Raw genomic sequence first — 23120 nt, forward strand, 5'->3', positions numbered from 1 at the left:
ATATATCAATTAGGATGAGATACATCGTATTTCACCTTAATGGAGAGGAGACGACCACATGGATACTTCGAACAGGAATCAGGGTGTGTATGGCAATGTGCCACAGCCAATCCGACCGGATGGCGCTGGCGGGATGGATACCGGTCCTCGAGATATTATGAGGGATATGGAAAACCCGAATATGCTAGTTCCGCCCATAACAGATTCTGGCTTGCTGCCAAATTTGAAGTTTTCATTTTCGGATACTTCGATGAAACTGAATTTTGGAGGTTGGTCAAGGGAAGTAACCGTCAGAGAGTTACCCATTGCGACCACGCTTGCGGGTGTTAATATGAGTTTGACGCCTGGTGGTGTTCGCGAAATGCATTGGCACCAACAAGCAGAATGGTCCTATATGATTCTGGGTTCAGCTAGAATCACATCAATTGATCAAGAGGGGCGGAATTTTATCGCAGATGTGGGTCCAGGAGATCTTTGGTACTTCCCGCCTGGACTCCCGCACTCCATACAAGGGTTAGAGCATTGTGAATTCTTGCTTGTTTTTGATGATGGTAACTTTTCTGATTTGAACACGATATCCATCTCCGATTGGTTTTCACGAACACCGAAAGATGTGCTTTCCGCCAATTTTGGCGTTCCCATGAGTGCTTTTAACAACATTCCCAAAGAGCAAGTCTATATCTATCAAGACAAGGTTCCTGGTCCAATCGATAGCCAGAAGGTACAGTCCCCTTATGGGACCATTCCCCTCAGTTTTAAGCATCGATTGCTCGCGCAGCCCCCGATCAAAACGCCAGGCGGCAGCGTCAGAATTGTAGATTCTACAAATTTTCCGATATCTAAGAATATAGCAGCTGCACTGGTTGAGATTGAACCTGGCGGAATGAGAGAGCTGCATTGGCATCCGAATAACGATGAATGGCAGTACTACCTGACTGGACAGGGACGTATGACCGTTTTCGCTGGGGATGGTAATGCTCGTACGTTCGATTATCGAGCTGGTGATGTTGGTTATGTGCCATTTGCTTTGGGTCATTATGTGCAGAATACCGGTACACAATCCCTATGGTTTTTGGAAATGTTCAAGAGTGATCGGTTCGAGGATGTGTCGTTAAACCAATGGATGGCGCTTACTCCACGTGATCTGGTTAGTACGAATTTGAACGTAGGTCCAGAAGTATTGAATGCGCTGCGCAAGGAAAAGTGGCCTGTCGTGAAGTATCCGGGATTCTCTTACTACCCGAAGTAGGTAAGGAAAAGGCTATCTCCGTAGAATGTCTACGAAGATAGCCTTTTCGCATGGCAGATGAGGGGACACCAGCTGTGCTAGACGCTTCCGCACGACCTGTGGGGAGAGCGCCTAGTACGAGCAAAGCAGCGGAAGAGAATCATGAACCATTTTTTGAAGGAAAGCATGGATGAGGCCTCCTTTTGTGAGGCTAGCCTTTCAGTCCCGAGCTTGCAATTCCCTCTACGAACCATTTTTGACAAACAACCACGACGATGAGCAGAGGAACAAGCCCAGAAACGGAAGCTGCCATGGTGAGCACATAATTCGTACCAAACTCTTCAACATAACTCGTTAAGCCAAGAGGAATCGTGTACAATGCTTTCTCGCGAAGCATAATGAGCGGTGTTTCATATTCGTTCCAATGCCAAGTAAAAGAGAGAATTAAGAGCGTAACGAGTGCAGGTTTGATCAACGGCATACAAATTTGCCAGAAGGTTCGCCAGTAGCCCGATCCATCAACACGTCCTGCTTCCAGCAGTTCGTTCGGAAGGCTGATGAAGAACTGACGCATCAGGAAGGTGCCGAATACGGTAAATAAACCTGGTAAAATAATGGAAGCATGTGTATTGATCAGCTGCAGCTGATCGAACAAGATGAAGCGAGGGACAAGCAAAACCTGGCCCGGAATCATCATCGTTGATAAATAAAGCAGAAACAGGAAGTTGCGGCCTTTGAACCGTATTTTGGCAAAAGCGTAGCCAGCCATGGCACTCGTAAGTAAGTTGCCAGCGACAGTGATCCCCGTAATTTTAATTGAATTCCAATAAAATAAATAGAAAGGATCTGTGCCTGCCCAGACTTTCTTATAATTCTCAAAATGCCATGTATTCGGTATCCAATCGATTGGATATTTGAATACTTCGCCATTAATTTTGAAAGAGGTCGATATCATCCATAAAAATGGCAGAATCATAACGATGGAGATCGCTCCCAAGATGAGTGTAAGGAGGATCTTAAGCCATAAGCTGCCCCTTCTCATGCTGGCAATGGCTGTTTTTCGCGTAGTTTGAGTAGATACGGTAGTTTCCATAAGGGTTGCTCCTTTACAATTAGAAGTGCTGCTGCCAACGTTTCTGGCTCTGCCATTGAATAATCGTGACGACGAAGATGATGGCGAATAGCACCCAAGAGACGGTAGCGGCATAGCCCATTTTGTAGAATCGGAATGCAAGTAAGTAAATGTGATAGGATAACACCATCGTCGAATCAATAGGACCACCTTGTGTCATAATGTTGACAGGTCCGAATATTTGGAAGGAGCCGATAATAAGTGTAATGGCAACGAGAAAGGTGGTTGGCGTGAGCATCGGAATGGTGATTTGGAAAAACTGGCGTATTTTCGAAGCCCCATCAATATCGGAAGCCTCGTACAAATCCTTGGAAATGCCTTGCAATCCGGCCAAGTAAATGACCATCGAGTACCCAATCGTTACCCACACCTGCATGATGATAATCGCAAAAAGGGCAGAATTCGGGCTCGACAACCAGCCTGGTGGATGATCAATGCCAACGGACTTGAGCACCTGGTTGATTGGACCATCGGAAGCACGGTACATAATGCTCCAAATGACGGATACAGCGACGAGCGAGCTGACATAGGGCAAGAAGATCAGTGTTCGCAGTGTTTGCTTGAAAAACACATACTTGTTCAGTATGACAGCAAACAGGAGTCCTATAATGATAGAGCCTGGAACGCTGACGAGAGTAAAGACCATATTATTTTTGAGCGCTTTCATGAATTTCGGATCACTGCCCAGCGCTTTAAAATTATCTAAGCCCACCCATTCAATCCCTGCAAAACCTTTGAGATATTCCCAATCCACGAATACGAGGTACAGACTGAATAAGATCGGCAGCAATATAAAAATGAGGTACCCTGAGAAGTTGGGCAAAATGAACAGGTAGCCTGCAAGGTTTTCCCTGAATTTGGCGTTCTGCCAGAAATGTCGTTTCATTCGTAAGCCACCCTTTCAAATTCATGTGTTAACGTAACTTTACCAAGCAAATGAATGAATTCCCATAGCGTGAACGTGATCTTTTCTGTAGTTTCATTGAAAAAACCTCCAGCAAGAATCTGCTAGAGGTTTCCGAATGACAGAGAAAGAATTTATCTTATTTTTTAGCGCCTTTAATCGTTGTATCCCCACGCGTTTTCATCGTTTCCAAAGCTTTGTCAAGCGGTTGAGCGCCAAGCAAATATTTCTCCATCTCATCTTTAAAGACAGCTCTTAGCTCAGTTGGAACAGGCACATTGTAGGATGTTGGGAATGTGTAGTTGCCAGCTAGCAGTGCTTTCAAGGATGCTTCGTCAATCAAATCCTTCGCATCACCAATGAGGATAGAGGCGATTTTAGCAGGATCTGCCTTTTTGCTAGTTGGGATACGTCCACCTGGCACCATAGCCATATTACCTTCTTGTAAATACCAGGAGATGAATTTGAAAGCCGTTTCTTTATTTTTGCTGTTTTTATTAATCGACATGTAGTCGCCCATACCGCCGCCTGGATTAACATTGCTGCCTGCAGTAAATTGCGGATAAGGAGCGAATGCAACTTTGAAATCATGCGGGAAGCTCTTGATGTCCTTGATATAGCGGATGATATAAATAGCGGAAGCAGACATTGCTGTTTTACCCGTCAGAAGCTCATTTTGCACCGTGATTTTACCAGCAACAGCTTCGGAATATTTCATCATGACGCCTTTGTCTTCCAAGCTCTTCTGCATTTCCAAGCCTTTCTTCATGGCTGGGCTATTGAAGTTGGATGTGCCATCAGCAGCGATCACCCAGTCTTGAGGTTTGGCTGTTTGTAGAACGGTATCACCAAACCAACTCAAAGCTGGATCTAGCATTGTACCCTTCATAGCACCTTTATTAAGCTTGGTGGCCATTGCACTGAAATCATCCCATGTCCATGCCGTAGGCAGCTTCTCGCCTGCTGCATCTAAGGCTTTCATATTGAAAAGGACAGCGCCTACATTCTTATTAGCTGGTAAATAATAATATTTACCGTCTGCGAACTTCTTGATATTAGCCGCTCCGATAATACCCTCAACGTCAAAGCCGGCTTTGGCGATCAGGTCGTCCAATGGCTCTGCCATGCCAGCAGCTTGGCGTTTGGTCATATAGGCATCACCGTAGTTCATGTAAATATCAGGTGCATCTGTATTAGAGAGAAGGGCCGTTTCGAGTTTCAGGTTACCGGGATCATCATTCACATACCGTGTATATTCGACCTTAATGGTAGGATTTGCTTTATTCCACGCATCGACGGCATCTTGTGGTCCGCTTTCTGGCGGAACACCTCCCCAGAATTTAAGGGTAACTGGTTTTTGTGCTTCAGGTGTAGGTGTAGCAGCTGCTACAGTGGCAGCAGGCGCGACGGACGCAGCTGCGGAAGGTGATGCCTCAGGTGTTTTGGAGCAGCCGGTTACGAGAACGCTTACAGCAAGAGCAATTGAAGCTCCCATGCCTAATACTTTTTTCATTTGTTCATCCCCTTTTCTTTTGGTAGTTAAATCGTAATGCAAATGTTCCCAAAAAGACACGGAGTATTCTTTACGAAGTAAGCATTATTCTATGATGTTCGATGACCGAAGAAGAGCTTTCGAAATTCGGTAGGGTACATCCCTTCCATTTGTTTGAAGCTGCGGCTGAAATGGTTGGGATCGGCATACCCGATGAGCTCAGAAATTTCAAAAATTTTGTAATCCGGATTCTTGAGCAGCTCACGGGCATTTTTCATTCGAACATTCGTCATATAATCGGTGATCGTTTTGCCTGTTTCTTTTTTGAACAAAATGCTCAAGTAATTCTCGGTATAACCAACGGTACTGGCTAAATCAGCAACTTTGAGGGGTAAATTATACTTCTCCATAATTTGACGGATCACCATTTGAATCTCTGGTCGGAGTTTCTCTTTCCCATGCTCACGTTTGTATGCTAGGAAGACGGGCAGCCATCCGATGAACCAAGTTGATAATACCTGTAACGTTTCAGCATTGCGAATAACATGGTACGGATACTGCTGCTCGTGCAGGGTAACGGAGTATATATCGCCGCCTTCCGCTTTCAAGCAGCGTGCAAAAATATGAAGCAGACGAAGCCACTGCTCTCGCAATAGGGCAGGGGGAATATTCTTATTGTGGCAAAGCTCCTCTGTCCAGGCTGTAATTTTCTCTCGTAAGCCGGTTTCGTCTCCTTCTTCGATACGTTTCATCCATTCTTCTTCCTGCCATGGCTCGGCTAGCGTGGGGGGTGAACCATGTAATTGATCATAGTAAACGATACAGGAGCCCCCGTAGTAGAATCGGTAGCTTAAGGCATGATCTGCTTTTTCATAGGCAAGATGCAGAGCAAATGTATCCTCATAAGAGGGAGACACGCCGATGGCCAGCGAAATTTTCAGGAAAACTTGTACGGCATTTTGCATTTCGACCAACATATTCCCGTTAATTTGGCCTATAAGGATACAGAACTTTCCAACTGCCATTTCAACTAGCTCTCCATTGCCATACTTCTTGAGAATCTCATTGAGGACATTTTTCACCGTGTAGGTCAAAAGACGATCGCTTTGGAAACGGTTATTTTGCGTTAATTCCTCATAGGAATCGATCTGGATCACCGCTGCTGATAAGGGAGAAGTAAATAGCTCCAATTGGAATTCTCGCCATACTTGTTCGATTTCCCCACGGGAAACATGGCTTTGGAGGAGCTCGCGCAACCGCTTTTCTTTGACCTCGTTGCTATATTGATTCACCTTCTGCTCAAGCTGCGTTCTCGCATCCACGCCTTGTTTCTCCATTTGTAGTTGATCCTGGATTACCCGCAGCTTCTCCATCAGCTCAGAGGGATTGATTTCTAATTTCGTGACATATTCAATGGCACCTAGGCGTAGTGCCTGTTGGACATAGTTGAAGTCATTATGATTGGATAAAATGAGACATTTGATTGCCGGCCAGCGTTCACGGATTTGTTTTAATAATTCAAGTCCGTCCATCTCTGGCATACGAATATCCGTAAGTACGACGTCGCAAGCCTGCGATTCTAATATTTTCAAAGCTTCCAACCCATTAGCAGCTTCGCCTATGACCTGGAATTCTTCGTTATCTCTCGGAATGATCGTTTTTAAGCCAATGCGCACAAGAATTTCATCATCAACGATCAGAATTCTCAGCATCTGTATTCCTCCTTTTCAAAGGCAGTACCAGTAATAGTCGGACGCCTTCGCCCTCCACGCTTGAGATGTGCATGCCGTATTGCATGCCAAAGTGGAGCTTAATTCGTTCATTTACATTGCGTATACCGATGCCGCTGAACTTTGCGTGTGGCTGATTCAGGGAAGACTCGACTTGCCCAATCATTTCCATACTCATGCCTACGCCGTTATCCTGCATCACAATATGCAGATTCCCATTAACTTCTTCAGCTTGAAGTTCAATAAGAAGCGGGAACCGATTGCCATGAATAATGCTGTTCTCTACGGCAGGCTGCAGCGTGAATTTTAACACTTCGCAGTCAAGCAGCGCTTCCGGAATGTGATAAGTAAACGTGATCTGATCATGATATCGAATTTCCTGGAGAGAGAGGTAGACCTGTAAATAGTCCAGTTCTTCTTGCAATGTGACGAATTCTTGTTCATTCCGCATGGTAAAATTCAGAAGTTTCCCCAGTTTGGTAATCATTTCACTGATATGATCAGCGCCAGAGAGCAGGGCCATCCATTTAATTGAATTGAGTGTATTGAGCAGAAAATGCGGATTAATTTGCGCTTGAAGCGCTTGAAACTGTGCTTTCTGCTTGCGCCGCTGTTCGTCATATAAATCGGAGATGAGATCTTGCAGATGTAGCACCATGCGATTGAAGTAATTGCCCAGCATGGCAATCTCGTCTTCTCCTTTAATCGTAACCAGCGTATTAAATTCCCCTTTACCCACCTTGGTCATGGATTTAGCCAATTGTTTGAAAGGGCTCGTTACACGAAGCATGAGAACAATGAATGCGATTGCAAATAAAAGGAACCAGGCGACAACCCAGGTGATAGATTTATCTTTTTCCCGACTAAGCTGTGTGGCGAAATCCTTCTGATTCATGAATTGGACTAGCCGCCAACCCAACTGTGGAACGTAAGCGTCATTCATAAAATAGACATGGTCTTTGATTCTCACTTCTTGAATGCCATTTGCATTGGTACGAACGTTCTGAAGGGCATGATTCGCTAACAAATCTGCAGCTGCACGATCACCGATCAAGAGATTTTGGTTTTCATCGACGAGAACCGAGGTTATGCCTGATGCTTGTTGGTGCTGAATCTCGGCGTTCGGATAGAAGAAAACGGGGATCGGTACACTGATAAAAAAGACACCATAGTTACTCGTATATTCACCATTTATTTGTCTCGTCATGACGATCAGATCTTGCTTATTATTGGATGAAGGAAGTGAATAGGGAACCGTCCAGTAGGGGAAACCATTGAGCTTGAGCGTTGGTTCATACCAGCTTTCCTTATAGAAAGATTGAACATTCGTTGGTGTAACGGCAGACCATGTGGTATGTGTAAACCCTCTATTGTCGTATAACCCAAGCTGTGTCGTACTATCAAGAAGGAGATCTTTGACGTTGGACATTTTCTTTTGGAGGCTCGTGAGCTTAATGAAGGAGAGGTAGTTATTCGACCAATCCGCAGGCTCTTTCAGGAATTTCTCCGTCTCTGGATCATTAATAATCAGACTAGAGGCAGTGATCATACGAACGGCCATCTCGTTCATAGCTGTGGCTTTTTGGGATACAGCGGCTTGATTAGATTGATTGAGCTGAATTTGCACAATATCTTCAGAAGACTTATAGAATCGGTATAGAATGGTCACAACTGGAAGGATAATCAAGAAAAATAAGGAGATCAGAATCTTTCCGCGCAAAGTCTTAATTGGACTGCGAAGTTTCATCATAGATGTCACACCATGCCCTTATCTTCTAGGATTAGGAATCACTTCTATCATACAACGATGACTCTTATCCTGCTAGAGAGAGTAGGGGGAAGCTTGGTATTTCAAAGAATATGCCGTATAAAACAAAGAATATGCAGGGTTCATGTTGGGGGATTGAAGCGGGATAGGGGAACTGGGAGATAGGAGAAGGCAGGAGGCAAAAGGTACATAGGTAAAAAAAGAGGCGTGAGATTCTCTCACCACCTCCCCTATACTTATTGATTCGCAGCGTTCGGATCCATCCAGAATAATTCCCATTGATGGCCGTCAAGATCTTGGAAGCTGTGCTGATACATGAATCCGAGATCGTTAGGGTCACTATAAAGCGTACCTCCAGCGGCTACAGCTTTTTCGATCAGTTCGTTGACTTCCTCACGACTAGAGAAACTTAAGGCAACGAGTACTTCTGTCGTTTTCGTAGCATCGGATATTGGTTTTTTCGTAAAGGTTTGGAAATATTTCTCGACCAATAGCATGACATAGATGTGTTCACTGATCACCATACAGGTTGCATTTTCATCCGTAAATTGGGGGTTGAACGTGAACCCAATAGAAGTAAAGAAAGCGACAGACTTGTCCAAATCTTTAACAGGTAAATTCACGAAAATTTTATCGGATTGAACAGCCACGATAGGATCACCTCAATGAGTTATTTGGTAGTACCCTCCTATCATAAATGATTGCAAATTAGCGCGTCAAATTCGCAGGAAATCAGATAGAACGAAGAGGACGTTTGAAATAGGCAATCATTTTTCCGTCCACTGGCGCGACAGTGACAAGTTCCCAACCGTAACGACCCCAGTGGGATAACGCTTCATCCAGTGACCAGCTGCTATGTTCGGATTCTGATTTTCCTAGACAATCGGCTAACGAGACGTCCGTCGCGTATTCCCATTGTGTTATCTGGTGCGCGCTTTGTGAAGGATTGCGAACTTCTTTCCGATCCCATCGGACACGTGCAGTGGCTTGGGATAAAGCAGATAAGATCTCTTCTCTTTCCGTGACGTGTAAAAAAAGAAGCTGTGGTGCCCGCGGCACGAAGAAGGAACGGTGCGAATGATAGATTTGAAGAACTAAGGTGCCAACAGGCGTGCCTTCATGATCATGGATGAGGTACCAAGCGCAGCGCTCACGCTCTTCGGGAGGCCCCCAATTCTCGATCGAATTATGACGATTAAAACCAGCTTTAACCTGGTACCCTTCTTGTTGGAAAGGTTCAACAACGTGTGCCATGAAGTCTTTAATCCAGACACCGTACGCACGATCGCCATACTCGTTGAACATTGCAATGAGTTCAGTTTGTTTATTATCAAATACTGATTTCCATGTATCGGATAACCGTTTTTCTGCTTTTCGAAATAATGGGTCGAATGGGTTGATTGGGTTATTGGTCATGAAGAACAACTCCTTTTTGTGTTTATTTAACAGTGTTAGAATAATAATTTAATGATGTTAGATTAAAGTAATGTGGTATAATTGTCAAGAGAAATTGGAGGTCGAATATGGCACGTAGACGAATCCATCCCCTACAATCGGAGGGGGCCGGTGATGGACAAGGGGCATCCGATGTACATACCCCACTAGATCGTGAACGTATTATTCAGGCTGTCCTATCCCTGTTGCGCGATGAAGGGTTAGGATCGATCAGCATGCGTAAGATTGCAGATTTCCTCGGCGTAAAAGCAGCTTCCTTGTATTATCACGTCAAAGACAAAGAGCAATTAATGCATCTGCTCGCCGAGCAAATTAGTTCCGACGTGAGCTTTCCAGATGAAAGCCTCGATTGGCAGGAGCAGCTTCGCGAGTGGGCGCTCCAATTCCGACTCGTGCTGCATCGGTATCGAGATGCGGTATCCATCATGAGCGCAACGATGGCAGGGAGCCCCAAGCGGCTGGCGCATATCGAGTTTCTATACCGATTATTTGCCCAATCGGGCTTCCGTGATCCGCACATTCCGTGGTTCGCCAGCATGATTAAGAACTACATCTACAGTTTCGTCGATGAAGAAAATCGCTTAATGGCAAGAGCGGCGGAGCCAGTTGAGCCTTCCGATAAAATAGGCGAAACCCCTGCAGCGCGTATGCAGTCGCTGTCTGCGGAACACTATCCGCATTTTGTTCGGCTGTTACCTTACACGACAGCCGTCAATTGGAATGAAGAGTTCTTGTTCGGGCTTAAGGTGTTAGTTGACGGGTTTGAAGCACAGCGGAAGTAAGCCGCAAAACGCGAAAAAGAGGTTCCCCCAGAAGCCATGGTTGGTGGCGAGGGAACCTTTTTTTGATGTTTATTGAATGCGAAAATGCAAAAGTGCAACCTTTTGTTTGGGAAGGGCCTCCCCATCTGAAATGCTTGCAAATCTGCAACTATTTCTGCTGCGTTCCTCATTTTGGTGACGTTCCGGCGCAAAAGGTTGCTGTTTCGCACGCATTTATCCATGTGTAGCCTTTTTCTTCCGAGAAAGTTGATCATTTGCATCTTTGAGCATTTACACGGGGGAGTGTCGCTGCTGTAACGTTGTTTTTCATCGTTACAGCGTGGGTGAGCGAGTAAAAGTGGCCAATACGCTGCTGTAACGATGTTTTTCATCGTTACAGCGTGGGTGAGCGAGTGAAAGTGGCTCAATGTGCTGCTGTAACGATGATTTTCATCGTTACAGCGTGGGTGAGCGAGTGAAAGTGGCTCAATATGCTGCTGTAACGATGTTTTTCATCGTTACAGTGTAGGTGAGCGAGTGAAAGTGGCCAATATGCTGCTGTAACGATGTTTTTCATCGTTACAGTATGGGTGAGCGAGCAAACCTGGTCCCACATCGCCCTCGAGGCAGCTTTTAACAAAAAGGAGCCAAGCGCAAACGCGCTTGAAGCTCCTTTTCGTTTTATCCCTCGTAAGCTTGCTTCAGCGCGGCGATATCAATCTTCTGCATGCCCAGCATTGCGTTCATCACGCGAGCTGCTTTCACGGGATCTTTGGCGTTGAGCAGTTCCCCCAGAATGGTCGGGATAATTTGCCAGGAAAGGGCGAATTTATCCTGTACCCAACCGCAGCGCTGAGGCTGTCCGCCTTCAGACAGCTTCTCCCACAAAGTGTCTACTTCTTGCTGCGACTCGCAGTTTACGTAGAGCGAAAGGGCAGGGGTGAATTTGAAATGTGGGCCGCCATTTAGAGCCATATACCGCACCCCACCAAGCAAAAATGTTCCTGAAATTACTCTTCCTTCAGGTCCAGAGCGATTGATACTTTCAATTTGGGAATCGCTGAATATGGACGTGTAGAAGTTCATTGCCTCTTCGGCATTGCCGTCGAACCATAAGAATGGCGAGATTTTTTGCATGTCAGCAACTCCTTTTATTAGGTATTGTATCACAAATGTGAATGGCTACATGTGCATCGTCGCAGCTGATATCACATGACATCTAAACGCCAAACCAAGGCGATGCCAACACAACAGCCCCGATAAAAACGAGTTGCAGCACTACTCTAACCGCCAATCGAGGGACAGGCTTACCGCCAATTGTTAATTTTTTGCGAGCAGCGAAGACATTAGCGGGAAACATTGCGAGCAGCAAAAGTAATAGGCCGACAGATGCGGCCTGTGACACAGCGGGAATCAGTATCCCGATGGCACCGGCAATTTCTAAGTAGCCCGTAATCGTTACGATTGAGGCGGGTTTTGGGAACGCAGGAGGGACCATTCGAATCAGATCTGGACGTCTTTTGCCCCAATGCGCGGAAGCTGTAAGCAGAAACATGACAGCGACTGCGCCTTGCAGTGAGGTGTGCCATTGATCGAAAAATGACCATCCAAGAAAACCCATTGCCCGGAAAAGTAGAAACGATGATAACAGCGCAACGAATGGTGCCATGCGATTACCTCCTTAAGAATCTAACTTATTTGGATTGTTTTTTTAAAATTGTGGACATAAATGTAGACACCTCAGTGGAGATCTGTGCGGTAGTCGAGGCAAAAGATGAACGGACACGTAATCCCAAGGAAAGCAGGACGAACATTTCAGCTGTTTGGTCCGGGTCAACATTTTCCATAATGACGCCATGGAGCTGACCGAGAGTGATCCAGTTCTTAGCAAAAGATATGGATCGTTCATAGAAATGCTGCAGTACACTCGCAACGGTCGGATCTTCTTCCTTACCAAGTAAGTATTTGAGTATTTTATTCGTGATATCGTGAGGATCTTCTAGCGCCATAAGATTGTGAGAGATGCTTTGCATAGGTCCATCAAAGGTTTTAGCAGCGTGTTCCGTTTCCTGCATGAATTTCGCATTCGTTTCTTCAAGTCGTTCGTGCAGCACCAAAGCATAAATTTCGTCTTTACTTTTCACATAGTGGAAGATAGCTCCTTTGGAGAGCAAGGATTGCTCCATAATATCCTTCATCGTGATGGCGTGGCAGCCTTTTTCCTTCAACAGCGCTTTCGTCGCTTCAAGGAGTTTACGTGTGGTGATTTCTCTGCGTTCCTCATTTTTCATAAAACCCATTCCTCCATCTCTATCTCTGTCTCCATCACTGTCTCCATTTCTAACTCTGTCTTCATCACGGTCTCTGGGAAATAAATCCATGTACTCCCATTATATAAACAGACCATCGGTTTGTAAATAGGTAAAACGAAAAACGCTACAAGAGTCAGACTCCAGCAGCGCCGTTGCTCAGCATGTATTGATAATCAAGCGTACTTACCCAACATTTGAATTCACTTTTGACTCCTCATCAACAGAATCGCTCATCCATTTACGCGCATTTGCCCGCTTTGGATCGTGGCTCGATATTGTCCAGGTGTTAAGCCAGTCCATTTTTTAAAGGCATTTTGAAAGGCACTAGGTTCTGAGAAATGCAGCACATAAGCGATGTCCCCGACAGAAAACTCCCATTTACGAAGGTAGCCCATGGCTAAATCTTTGCGAACTTGAATGGAGAGATCGTTATACGTCGTATTCTCTTCTTTCAATTTATGTTGAAGTGTACGTGAGCTCATTTGGAGGAAATCTGCAGTTTGTTGTAAGGATGGGAAATAGGAAGGCATGCATGTGCGTATCCAGTGGACAACTTGCTCAGTCAATCGGCTAGCTTGTGTGAGCTCTTGTCTAGTTTCTTGTGCGATATTCTCAAAAATGCTCAGTAACTTAGCGTCGGAATAGAGGACGGGGTATTGTAAAACATCCTTGTTGAAACGCAAGTAATTACTATTCGCGGCGAAGTGAGGGATTCGCCCAAATACGGGTTGATAAGGCGTTAAATCAGCCGTAGTTTCGTGACGAAAGGCTACCTCTAGCAGCGGGATTACCCGGTTACTGAGTCGGCTAATTAAACGGAATAATGAGCTGGCCATATCTTCTATACAATGACGGGACATGTGTCCTTGCCCGGGATGTTGTAGAAACATGGATATTCTTACATCATCGCCCTCCACTTCCCAGTCCAAATTAAATCCACTGCATAACAGCACATTATATCGCTGGTAAGCGGATAAAGCATCGACGACGGTTTGGGAATGCATCATGACGTAGCCAAGAATGCCCATATCGGCGAACTCCATGATCTGTCCTTGATGTAAACCGAAATGCATATCCTGCGTAAAATGAGCCGCGGCTATCGTTAATCGCTCCAATTCCTCGCCTGAGATGCGTGCCTCTACATCCTGGAGAAGACTGGCGTCGAAGGAGGCATACTGACAGAATTGCTCTGAATCAAAGCCTTTTTGCACCACCGTTTTCATAATGGGGTACACCATAGAAATGGCAACACCTTGGCTTTTCAAGTTGAAAATCCCTCCTTTGCGTAAATCCGCAATTGGTTTGCGCGTTTCATCATTGGAAGCAAACCGCATTCATTCTATGCTGATTATAGTCGCAAATAAGGAGGAAATCATCTTGAAATCGAATATTCTTATCATTAACGGACATCCGGATCCGCAAAGCTATTGTGCGGCCCTAACGAATGCCTATATCGAAGGGGTCTCACTCAATAAGGTTGACATTCAGAGAATTGATATTCATACCTTAACGTTTGATCCGAATCTGCAATTTGGTTATCGGAAACGCACAGAGCTCGAGGAGGATTTACTGCATGCACAGGAACTCATCCGCTGGGCTGATCATCTAGTTTTCGTTTATCCAACCTGGTGGGGGGCGATGCCGGCGATGATGAAGGGGTTTATTGATCGTGTCTTCCTACCTGGTTTCGCATTCAAATATCGGGAAAAGTCCGCACTCTGGGATAAGTTGCTGGTAGGTAAATCGGCACATCTCATTGTGACAACAGATACACCTGCTTGGTACAGTCGATGGGTCAATAAGCATGCGGGATATCGTGTAATGAAGCATAATATATTGCAATTCTGCGGGATTACGCCCGTACGTCTAACCGAGATTGGACCAGTTAGGCCATCATCGCTAGAGAAGAGAGCTCAATGGTTGGAGAAAGTAAAGCGGCTTGGAGCGAAGTTAGCGTAGTTAACTATGCCTATGCAAACGAGGTCGAAAGTTATTATGCAAAGAGGGAGGTCCGAAAGGACCTCCCTCTTGATCTTACCAACCTAACGATGTTCCACCAGATCAATTGCTCCTAGAATCACATGAGCAACTCCAAAGCCAAGCACACCAACACCAAGAAGCTTATATTTGCTTTTTAGCATAGTCGCACCAGATGCAGAAACGACAGTTCCAAGAACAGCAGGAATCAATCCCTCGCGCATGAACATCACTCCTCCAAGTTTGTTTGGGTTAGGCAAGACATCTTAGTTTGCATCAAAGTCGTAAACATATGCAGGATAGACAAACGAATGGAACATAATCGCATCATAAGTGAGTAGAAACGGACATTGGCAGGTTATTCCATAACCGTTACGATGTGAAGAGGAGTAAGCGATAAAAGCCTTCACATAAAAAGGAGATTCATATCCATGTCTCATTTTCCAACAAAAGGATCACAAGGTGTACGGTTCACGTTTGCAACGGACAGCCAGGTCGAAAGTGTCGCGGTTGCAGGGACGTTTAACAATTGGAATGGCGATAGGAACTTCATGCGTAAAATGGAGGGGGAGAACGTCTGGGAGCTCCAAATTCCGATCCCGAAGGGGCGGCATCTCTATAAATTCGTCGTGAATGGGGACAATTGGATACTAGATCCCATGAATCCGAGTATATCGGAAGATGGGCAAAATAATTCAGCCATCACAGTGACTGAGCAGGGCGAAGTTCTGATTAGAACAAGTGATATCTCAGAGGAACATCCGGGTTATATGTATGCCAATTATACGGCGCTCGCAAGTCCAGATTGGATTAAGAAAGCTGTGATTTATGAACTTCATGTTCGAGCTTTTACTAAAAACGGATTTAATGGGTTGACGAATCAAATAGCCTATTTCAAAAAACTCGGGGTAAACACGCTGTGGCTAATGCCATTCAACGAAGTAGGTCTTGAAGGCAGGATTGGTAAGTATGGGGATCCGTATGCTGTGAAGGATTTTTATCGTATGGACCCAAGCTTTGGCACGAAAGAAGAACTATCGGATTTCATTCGTGTAGCTCATGAGAACGGGATAAGGGTCATTCTGGATTGGGTTCTGAACAGGACGAGTGTGGATCATATCATGACAAGAAGTCATCCGGAGTTTTTCACACGGACTGAACAAAATGAGCTGTTTTACGACGTGCCCAACCGGTCCTATTTCGCGGGACTACAGTTCGATAATCGTGATATGCGAAGCTACGTCATTGAGGCCATGAAGCATTGGATTACTGGGTTTGATTTTGACGGTATTCGACTGGATGATTCGGACATTACCCCGTATGATTTTTTAACAGAAATTAAGCAAGAGCTGCAAGTGGTAAAAGATGATCTGATCTTAATTTCACAGTCCTACGATGAGTTTCATCATCTGGAATCCTGTGATTTGACCTACGATGGCAAGCTGCGTATGTTAATTCGCGATTGGATCGATAGAAAGATCTCTCAAGAGGAGTTCATGGCCATTTACAACTCTTTCAAATACAGCTTCCCTCAACATGCGCTTAGAATGAGTTGGCTTGAGGAGAAAGAACAGTCTCGAATAGCCGCCTATTTGGGCGAAAAACTTGCTGGACCCGCAGCAACGATTTTGCTTACGTTAGAAGGTGTTCCTTGCTTGATGATGGGACAGGAGTTTAATGAACCAACCTTGGCAACATGGGCTTCATTATTCGATGAATATGAACTGAATTGGCAACAATTTAATAGGCAAATGTTTGAACACTATGCTTTTCTCATTCAGCTACGTACAAGCAATCCTGCATTTTGGAAGGGGAAATTGACGTTTATCCGTAATTCGGGCGACATGGTTGTGTCTTATGCAAGACAGTATGAGCGTGATACGTATCTGGTCGTTGTTAATCTTTCTCCAGAAGCCGTCATTGTTCGATTTGACGATAGCCAGCTAGACGAGGGTGATATCCATGATTGGAACAATATGATCTATCAAACAGCGACTGTCAATCGCCAGTTTGCGGAAGACTCGTCTGAGCTGTGGCTGGACGGATATGAGAGTGTCATTTTTAGAAAAGTGAGCGTGTAGTTGATTACAGGTTAGGGTGTTTGTGAGGGTAGCTCGGCAAGCAGGGCTTCGAACCATTCCTTGGCAAAAGTATGAGAGCGGATACCATAATCAAGTGTTTTGATTTGATAAGCAAGAATTTCTGCATAGGGTGCCGGAACTTGAACGTTCTGGAGCCCTTTGTCCATGTGTTGGAGATCATGTTCAACCTTTTCAATCTGCGAGATAATGTGCTGTAGAATGGCACGTTTATCTGAAGTGGAGTCGATTAATCCCAGAAAAAACACTTTAGCTAGGGCTGTGGATTCTAATCTGCTTGTTGCTATCTCTGAACCCATCCAGGTATAGAATGCGCCTCGACCTTTCTCTGAGATGACGTATACTTTCTTGTTTCGCCCTCGATCTACCTCTTCCTCATAGCCAATATCACCTTGTTGAAGTAATTTCTTTAAAGCCGTCTGCAAGCTGCCATAACTGGCACTATAGAACAAGGCAATGCCTTGTTGAAATGCTTTGTTGAGCTCATACACGGTCTGATTCTTCAAAATTAATAAACCAAGAATGACGAATTCCATAGGGGGAGTCTCCTTATTCGTGTTGACATACGACTTGTCCTTACACTACGATTAGTTATATTACTAATAGTAACATTGGTCGTTTGCAAACACAATTCTTTCTGGGGAGGATCCGTATCGCGATGTTTGTTCGAAAATCATGGAGCCATGAGGTAGCCACAAAGCATTTTGATTCCTACTTCGCGAAATTACTTAAGAGCAGCCGCCATCAGACTGGACTACAGGTATGGATTGAGAGCCATGGATTTACGTATCGTTATGCCGCGGGCAGAATATCAGCAAGCAATGGCGCGGCAATCAGACCTAATCAACCTTTTCATACGGCAAGTATTGGCAAAGTGTTTACTGCTGTGTTACTCATGAAACTGGCGGAGAGCGGTAAACTTTCGTTAGATTCTCCAGTTGAGACTTTGTTACCACCGTCTGAGTTGGAAAATCTCTTCGTGTATCGCGATGTTGACTACGCTCATCAAGTGACGATCAAGCAGTTGCTTGGGCACACATCGGGCTTGGCAGATTATTTCGAGGACCCTGTCATCCACAAGCCAATGTTTATCCAACGTATACTTGCCAATCCTCAGGGATGGTGGACACCAGAAACGTTAATTGCATTTACGAGGGAAAATCAAGGAAGCTTTGGAACGCCAGCATCGCGCTTTCATTACTCGGATACTGGTTATATTCTGTTAGGAAGAATTATCGAGCGTGTCACGGGAAAATCGTTTAGCGACAATCTGCACGATGAGATCTTCAGTCCGCTACGAATGAATGATTCCTACTTAATGTTCTATTCGCAACCGAAACATACGCCAGCAGAACCGATTCAGGATATTTGGTTGAATAAGGTTGAAATCAGCCGTATGCCCTGCTTAAGCTGCGATTGGGCTGGCGGAGGAATCGTAACGACACCGCAAGATCTACTGCTTTTTCAAAAAGCACTTTGGAATGGAACAGGCCTTGAGGCATCGTCGTTACAGGCCATGACAACCTTCACACATCAATTCCGAAATGGGATTCATTATGGGTTGGGGATGATGGAGCTTCAATTTGAGGGGTTTTTCTTCTTGCTTCGAGGTTTACCAAGGCTTCAGGGACATAGTGGAATACTAGGTACGCATATGTTCAGCCATCCAGAAACCGAAACGCATATCGTAATGAACTTCGGTTCCAGTACGGCGATTGTTAGAAGCTACAAAGCACTAATTGAAGTGGTGATGACGTTGAAAAGGATGCAAGTATGGGGGTAGAGATTTTCCAGAGCTAAGTCGGGAATAATCCAGAGCTATTCCAGAGCTGAGCCGGGAATAATCCAGATCTATTCAAGAGCTAGTCCAGCGCACCGCACCTCACCGCTAACGGACATGGGAGACCGTATTTGCCTGAAATCAGGCATTCCATTTGGCTAACGGACACAGCAGACGCTATTGAACTGATTTCATGCCTTTATCGGCTGTTCAAGAACGTTTAACGTCGATTGTGTCCGTTAGCTTCTGCGCAGAGACGTAAATGAAGAATTAACGCTACTGGTGTCCGTTAGGACAATTGGAGATGCTGAAAAATGAGGATTATCCATCGAGATCGATTAGATGACTAGGAAGGATCAACCTACGAAATGGAAGGCCAACGGTTCTACCAAGGCAGAGGTTCCGTTTTGTGGAAAAATCCACCAGACGGACCATCCGCGGAGAGTGTAGCCAAATATACAGCAGTCTCAGCGCCTTCATGGATTTCCATGAGGGCAGCAGGTCCGCCCATGTCGGTTTTTACCCAGCCAGGGTGGCAGGCATTCACCTTTAAGTTGGAACCTTTTAGCGCAATGGATAGCTGTGCTGTCCACGCATTCAGCGCTGCTTTCGATACGGTGTAAGCTGGAACAGCAGCTCCGGCATACATGTCATTCGTTAGAATGGTGGAAATGGAGCCGAGAATGCTGGATTGATTAACAATTCGACCTTCTGGACTTGCTTTTAATAGAGGGAGAAGTGCTTCTGTTAAGGCATGAGCGCCAAAGATATTGACATCAAATGTACGTCGCATAACATCCGTGTTATTGCCTTCATGATCCAAATAAATGCCTGCATTATTAACGAGAATGTCTAATTTTCCATAGGTCTGACCAATCTTCGTGACAACCTGCCCAATGTGCTCAGGATTAGTTACATCTAATTCAATCGGATAAGCTTCGATTTCCTCAGCTCGCAGCTGCTCGGCAGCGTTCTCTGCCTTACGCACATCACGGGCTCCGAGTAGTACAATAATACCTTGCTGTCCTAGCTGCCGGCCAATTTCTAAGCCTATTCCTTTATTAGCTCCTGTTATCAATGCAATTTTTTTCGTCATTCTTTGTCTACCTCCTATAATTTTAGTTTTATACTGATTAGTACAAAATTGGTAAAAAAATGCTCAATCGAGCAAAGTAAGTAACTCCGTTACCACACTATCGACGTATGCGCGTTCTGGCTGTGATTTCATCGTGACAGAAAGCCCAGTGGCTGAGATCGTAAGTAAGCGCGATACGGCAGCTGCATTCAATGAAGGTGAGAGTTCACCAGTGTGGATACCCGTTTCAAGTGTTTGTTGGATGATGTCAGTAAGTTTCAACTGATAGTTCTTCGTAATATGAGATAAGCGCTCGTCGTGAGGTGCAAGTTCAACCATCGTGTTTATGCATAAGCAGCCCAAATCAGGCGTACTCTCGCCAACCCCTTCGATGATTCCTTCGAAATACATGCGCAGTGCCTCTTTCACGGAAACGGCGTTCTGCATCCTGTTGTGAATAAAAGAGAGGCTCATGTCTACGTACTTGTTAAGCACGGTTTCAAACAATTCTTTCTTTCCCCCAAATGTCGCATAAAGACTAGGACGCTGTATGCCCATTCGAGCGGTCAGATCACTCATTGAAGTCGCTTCATAGCCTTTTTCCCAAAATACGTGCATGGCTGCAGCCAATGCATGCTGTTCATCAAACTCCCGCGGTCGAACCATAGTCGTGATCACTCTTTCTGTACTTATCGGTACAAAACAATCATATAGCAAATTTAACCAATCGTCAATGTTGATGATTTAACCGATTATATTCAAAATTTGGCATAATTTATACAGGTCATACACGCCACGGAATTGTTCCCGCTTGATTTTGTATAGGAATTGTAGAGATTGATGCGCGATACGCTTGGCGTGCTCAATATCGTAGGGGTCCATTTCTGCGATTGCTTGTTTCAATCCAATAAGATCGAGCGAATAGACTGCTGGTCGCAAGGTACGGAGCAGCCTAATTTTATGTAATTGCGATCGATTATATCTGCGATAGCCATTCTGGGGATCGCGTGAGGAGAGTATGAGGCCGACTTTCTCCCAATGCCGAATGGTAGAGCGAGGGAGGGAGGTCTCCTGGGCAACTTCACCAATTGACATCCAGACCATATCCTGGGCATCGTGTACGCTAGGGGACTCAGTTTCTAAGAGTTGAATATTTGACTCAGCCAGTAAAGTATCACGATGCAAGTTAGCTTGGACTTCATTTACAATTCGGAGTGCGGAGTTCATCTCTTTGCGTTGAATGAAACCTAGAATTTCGGAGGTTGCCTCCATCCCAAACCCAGGTTCCATGGATTGAATACATGTAAAATAAGCAACATGTTCATCTGTGTATTGGCGGTAACCCTTTGATGTTCGCACTGAAGTAGGGACTCGACCCTTGGTCTCATAATTTCTTAAAGTGCTCGTGCTTATGTTAAGTTTCTTTGCAATATCGATCGGTCTAATCATTGTGGTTCACCTCATCTTAGCCTTCTTCTAAGATTAAAGCAGAAGTATAAGGTTATGACAACCATGTCTTTTAGAAGCTGCGATATTATTTCAAACCTTAGTATTAGCTTTAATGTTGTAAGATAATGATAGACCATTTCGTTAAGGAGGTACGCACAAAGATATGTTGAATGAGGAGTTCGAACGTCAACTTGGGAATCTAATTCATAAAGGATATCCACAGTTAGTAGGATTAAGCGTGGCTGAATTTACGCAGGAATTAGAACAGCTCCAGCATAAAATCTCAGAAATGAATCCAGTCCAAATAGAATTACAGGAAAGTAAGATACCTTTTGTCATTGTGATTAAAAGTGATTGGTTAAATGCAGGCCAGGCGATGCAAGTAGTGGAACGAGAAGGGAAGAAGGGTTTCAGTATCATGGATGTCGAGGAAATCAATCGCTTTCAACCTATTGAGGGGATTAAGCTCCCTGAGGGGAGGGCTTATCTGTTGTGGGATATTGATACTGGCACTGAAACATTAAACGTGACACCAACCGCAGCATTAACTTTTATAGCGGAAGAAAACCGTTCTCCGCTTACCTTGGAAGAGGGAATTAGCGTGATTACCCACTTTCCTGATAGGTTGCGAAAAAATAATGGCTTCTCACTGCTGGGTTCTCGCTGTGGTGACCGAAGAGTCACTGCGCTATGGATTAGTGATAAAAAGCCAAAACTCGGCTGGTGCTGGGCGGGGAATCCACATACATGGCTAGGCTCCGCCTCTTGTGGAGCTAGAAGCTAAACGATTTTCATGATCTTGCCATCTTGCGTGGATAGGTAAAGTTCGCCTGCCGAGTCCGTACCGAAGGAAGCAATATTCAAACCGGACGCAAGTAAAGTTCGATTCTTGATCGTTCCGTCATTTTGTAGAGATAATGCCCAAATGTTCCCCGTACCATAATCTGCGTAGACATACCAGCCATAAAGTTCAGGGAGTTTCGTGCCCCTATACACATAGCCTCCGGTAATCGATACGCCTTGATCACGACCATAGGTAAACAGTGGTTGCTCTAAGCCCGTCTTATTGCACCCTGTTTTTGGTTCGTAGCATTCAAATCCTTCTTGAATACGCCACCCATAGTTTTTACCTTTTTCTATGAGATTAATTTCTTCGAATCTATTCTGGCCAACATCGGCAGCCCAAAGCTTTCCTGTAATGGTATCGAAGCTGAATCGCCATGGATTTCGCAGTCCGTAGGCATAGATTTCCTTAGCCCCTTTGCTAATAAAAGGATTATCAGCAGGGATTGCATAGAGAAGCCCAGCATCTTGCTTGTCTACGTTGATACGAAGTATTTTGCCTAGCAGGGACTGAAGGTTTTGGCTATTGTTCTGAGGATCTCCGCTGCTGCCACCGTCCCCCGTCGCTATGTACAAATAACCATCAGGGCCGAAAGCGAGTTGCCCGCCATTGTGATTCGGGTAAGGCTGCTTAAAAGTTAGGAGCACTTGCTCACTAGTTGGATCTAGAAGAGCCGGATTGTTTGGAATCGTGTTGTAGCGAGCGATGACCGTATGGGTCTCCGTCGTGTAGTTTACATAGGCCCAATTGGGATCCTTCGGATGGAAGGCTAGTCCTAGCAAACCTTGTTCGTTTCCACTATCATTGACGCGATCCGTAATATCGAGAATAAGAACGGGCTTTTCCTTCGGCTTATCGATGTTCACGCTGATGATCCTACCAGGCTGCTCTACGATATACAGGAGTTGCGGTGAGTTAACGCGATGCTCAATCCCTACGGGATGATCGAAGTTGTTTGGCTCAAAAAAAGGAGTCAGTGAAATGCTGTTCGACGTCGTGGAGGAAGGTTCGGAATCTTTGGACCACAAGCATGCGGGTAGAATGAGTAGAAAGAGTAGGCTCATACATGCAAGACTATAACGCTTAATCATAATCAACCTCCTTCATGAAGAAG

23 protein-coding genes are annotated in these 23120 nt (G+C 45.0%); 6 read left to right on the plus strand and 17 right to left on the minus strand.

Features of this window, described 5'->3' with window-relative positions; genetic code table 11:
* Window positions 1–58 precede the first annotated feature (58 nt).
* The gene (locus HQN88_RS24850; RefSeq protein ID WP_173117564.1) at window positions 59–1249 is read left to right on the plus strand and encodes an oxalate decarboxylase family bicupin; all 1191 of its coding nucleotides are present in this window, start codon (window positions 59–61) and stop codon (window positions 1247–1249) included.
* A 190-nt stretch (window positions 1250–1439) separates the two neighbouring features.
* Here the strand turns inward: HQN88_RS24850 and HQN88_RS24855 are convergent, their stop codons facing one another.
* The 7 genes from HQN88_RS24855 to HQN88_RS24885 all read right to left on the minus strand — a co-directional run bounded on the left by HQN88_RS24855 (window position 1440) and on the right by HQN88_RS24885 (window position 9670).
* Complete coding sequence (locus tag HQN88_RS24855) at window positions 1440–2321, minus strand: carbohydrate ABC transporter permease (protein ID WP_246320435.1); 882 nt, start codon at window positions 2319–2321, stop codon at window positions 1440–1442.
* Between the two features lie 19 nt (window positions 2322–2340).
* Window positions 2341–3246, minus strand: coding sequence for a carbohydrate ABC transporter permease (locus HQN88_RS24860; protein ID WP_173117566.1), 906 nt, complete (start codon window positions 3244–3246; stop codon window positions 2341–2343).
* A gap of 157 nt (window positions 3247–3403) precedes the next feature.
* Window positions 3404–4777, minus strand: coding sequence for an ABC transporter substrate-binding protein (locus HQN88_RS24865; protein ID WP_173117568.1), 1374 nt, complete (start codon window positions 4775–4777; stop codon window positions 3404–3406).
* A gap of 89 nt (window positions 4778–4866) precedes the next feature.
* Window positions 4867–6468, minus strand: coding sequence for a response regulator (locus HQN88_RS24870; protein ID WP_173117570.1), 1602 nt, complete (start codon window positions 6466–6468; stop codon window positions 4867–4869).
* Window positions 6446–8236, minus strand: a complete 1791-nt coding sequence (locus tag HQN88_RS24875) for a sensor histidine kinase (RefSeq protein WP_173117572.1) — start codon at window positions 8234–8236, stop codon at window positions 6446–6448. The genes HQN88_RS24870 and HQN88_RS24875 overlap by 23 nt, the downstream gene beginning before the upstream one ends.
* Window positions 8237–8490: 254 nt before the next feature.
* Window positions 8491–8904 carry a VOC family protein gene (locus tag HQN88_RS24880; RefSeq protein ID WP_173117574.1) on the minus strand — a complete coding sequence of 138 codons (414 nt, stop codon included), beginning with the start codon at window positions 8902–8904 and terminating at the stop codon, window positions 8491–8493.
* A gap of 82 nt (window positions 8905–8986) precedes the next feature.
* Entirely contained in the window at window positions 8987–9670 is a 684-nt protein-coding gene (locus HQN88_RS24885; RefSeq protein WP_173117577.1) for a DUF6022 family protein, read from the minus strand.
* Window positions 9671–9777: 107 nt separating this feature from the next.
* Here HQN88_RS24885 and HQN88_RS24890 point away from each other — a divergent pair, with 107 nt between their 5' ends.
* Complete coding sequence (locus HQN88_RS24890) at window positions 9778–10491, plus strand: TetR/AcrR family transcriptional regulator (protein WP_173117579.1); 714 nt, start codon at window positions 9778–9780, stop codon at window positions 10489–10491.
* A 660-nt stretch (window positions 10492–11151) separates the two neighbouring features.
* On the opposite strand, the gene HQN88_RS24895 is transcribed toward HQN88_RS24890, so the two are convergent.
* The 4 genes from HQN88_RS24895 to HQN88_RS24910 all read right to left on the minus strand — a co-directional run bounded on the left by HQN88_RS24895 (window position 11152) and on the right by HQN88_RS24910 (window position 14047).
* Entirely contained in the window at window positions 11152–11607 is a 456-nt protein-coding gene (locus HQN88_RS24895) for a VOC family protein (protein ID WP_173117581.1), read from the minus strand.
* Window positions 11608–11689: 82 nt separating this feature from the next.
* Window positions 11690–12139 carry a DoxX family protein gene (locus tag HQN88_RS24900; RefSeq protein WP_173117583.1) on the minus strand — a complete coding sequence of 150 codons (450 nt, stop codon included), beginning with the start codon at window positions 12137–12139 and terminating at the stop codon, window positions 11690–11692.
* A 25-nt stretch (window positions 12140–12164) separates the two neighbouring features.
* Window positions 12165–12761 (minus strand): TetR/AcrR family transcriptional regulator, encoded by a 597-nt coding sequence (locus tag HQN88_RS24905; protein ID WP_173117585.1) that lies wholly within the window; start codon window positions 12759–12761, stop codon window positions 12165–12167.
* 251 nt (window positions 12762–13012) lie between these two features.
* Complete coding sequence (locus tag HQN88_RS24910) at window positions 13013–14047, minus strand: AraC family transcriptional regulator (protein ID WP_246320436.1); 1035 nt, start codon at window positions 14045–14047, stop codon at window positions 13013–13015.
* Between the two features lie 112 nt (window positions 14048–14159).
* Between HQN88_RS24910 and HQN88_RS24915 the strand changes: the two genes are divergently transcribed.
* Window positions 14160–14741, plus strand: coding sequence for an NAD(P)H-dependent oxidoreductase (locus HQN88_RS24915; RefSeq protein ID WP_246320437.1), 582 nt, complete (start codon window positions 14160–14162; stop codon window positions 14739–14741).
* Between the two features lie 83 nt (window positions 14742–14824).
* Here the strand turns inward: HQN88_RS24915 and HQN88_RS24920 are convergent, their stop codons facing one another.
* Window positions 14825–14983, minus strand: a complete 159-nt coding sequence (locus HQN88_RS24920; RefSeq protein WP_056616564.1) for a hypothetical protein — start codon at window positions 14981–14983, stop codon at window positions 14825–14827.
* Between the two features lie 207 nt (window positions 14984–15190).
* On the opposite strand from HQN88_RS24920, the gene HQN88_RS24925 reads away from it, so the two are divergent.
* Window positions 15191–16840 carry an alpha-amylase family glycosyl hydrolase gene (locus HQN88_RS24925; protein WP_173117587.1) on the plus strand — a complete coding sequence of 550 codons (1650 nt, stop codon included), beginning with the start codon at window positions 15191–15193 and terminating at the stop codon, window positions 16838–16840.
* A gap of 11 nt (window positions 16841–16851) precedes the next feature.
* Here the strand turns inward: HQN88_RS24925 and HQN88_RS24930 are convergent, their stop codons facing one another.
* On the minus strand, window positions 16852–17394 hold the full coding sequence (locus HQN88_RS24930) for a PadR family transcriptional regulator (RefSeq protein WP_173117589.1): 543 nt from the start codon (window positions 17392–17394) through the stop codon (window positions 16852–16854).
* Between the two features lie 122 nt (window positions 17395–17516).
* Here HQN88_RS24930 and HQN88_RS24935 point away from each other — a divergent pair, with 122 nt between their 5' ends.
* Window positions 17517–18641, plus strand: coding sequence for a serine hydrolase domain-containing protein (locus HQN88_RS24935; protein ID WP_173117591.1), 1125 nt, complete (start codon window positions 17517–17519; stop codon window positions 18639–18641).
* A 382-nt stretch (window positions 18642–19023) separates the two neighbouring features.
* On the opposite strand, the gene HQN88_RS24940 is transcribed toward HQN88_RS24935, so the two are convergent.
* From HQN88_RS24940 to HQN88_RS24950, 3 genes are all read right to left on the minus strand, one after another.
* Complete coding sequence (locus tag HQN88_RS24940; protein WP_173117593.1) at window positions 19024–19734, minus strand: SDR family oxidoreductase; 711 nt, start codon at window positions 19732–19734, stop codon at window positions 19024–19026.
* A 63-nt stretch (window positions 19735–19797) separates the two neighbouring features.
* The gene (locus HQN88_RS24945; RefSeq protein ID WP_173117595.1) at window positions 19798–20379 is read right to left on the minus strand and encodes a TetR/AcrR family transcriptional regulator; all 582 of its coding nucleotides are present in this window, start codon (window positions 20377–20379) and stop codon (window positions 19798–19800) included.
* Window positions 20380–20457: 78 nt separating this feature from the next.
* A complete protein-coding gene (locus HQN88_RS24950) occupies window positions 20458–21162 on the minus strand; it encodes a MerR family DNA-binding transcriptional regulator (RefSeq protein WP_216855815.1) in 705 nt (234 codons plus the stop codon).
* A gap of 163 nt (window positions 21163–21325) precedes the next feature.
* Between HQN88_RS24950 and HQN88_RS24955 the strand changes: the two genes are divergently transcribed.
* Entirely contained in the window at window positions 21326–21946 is a 621-nt protein-coding gene (locus tag HQN88_RS24955; protein WP_173117597.1) for a DUF5701 family protein, read from the plus strand.
* Here the strand turns inward: HQN88_RS24955 and HQN88_RS24960 are convergent.
* A complete protein-coding gene (locus HQN88_RS24960) occupies window positions 21943–23097 on the minus strand; it encodes a PQQ-dependent sugar dehydrogenase (RefSeq protein WP_216855816.1) in 1155 nt (384 codons plus the stop codon). The two genes, HQN88_RS24955 and HQN88_RS24960, sit on opposite strands and share 4 nt — an antisense overlap.
* Window positions 23098–23120 lie beyond the last annotated feature (23 nt).

The sequence above is a fragment of the Paenibacillus qinlingensis genome, from assembly GCF_013204845.1.
In the GTDB taxonomy this organism is placed as follows: Bacteria; Bacillota; Bacilli; order Paenibacillales; family NBRC-103111; genus Paenibacillus_E; species Paenibacillus_E qinlingensis.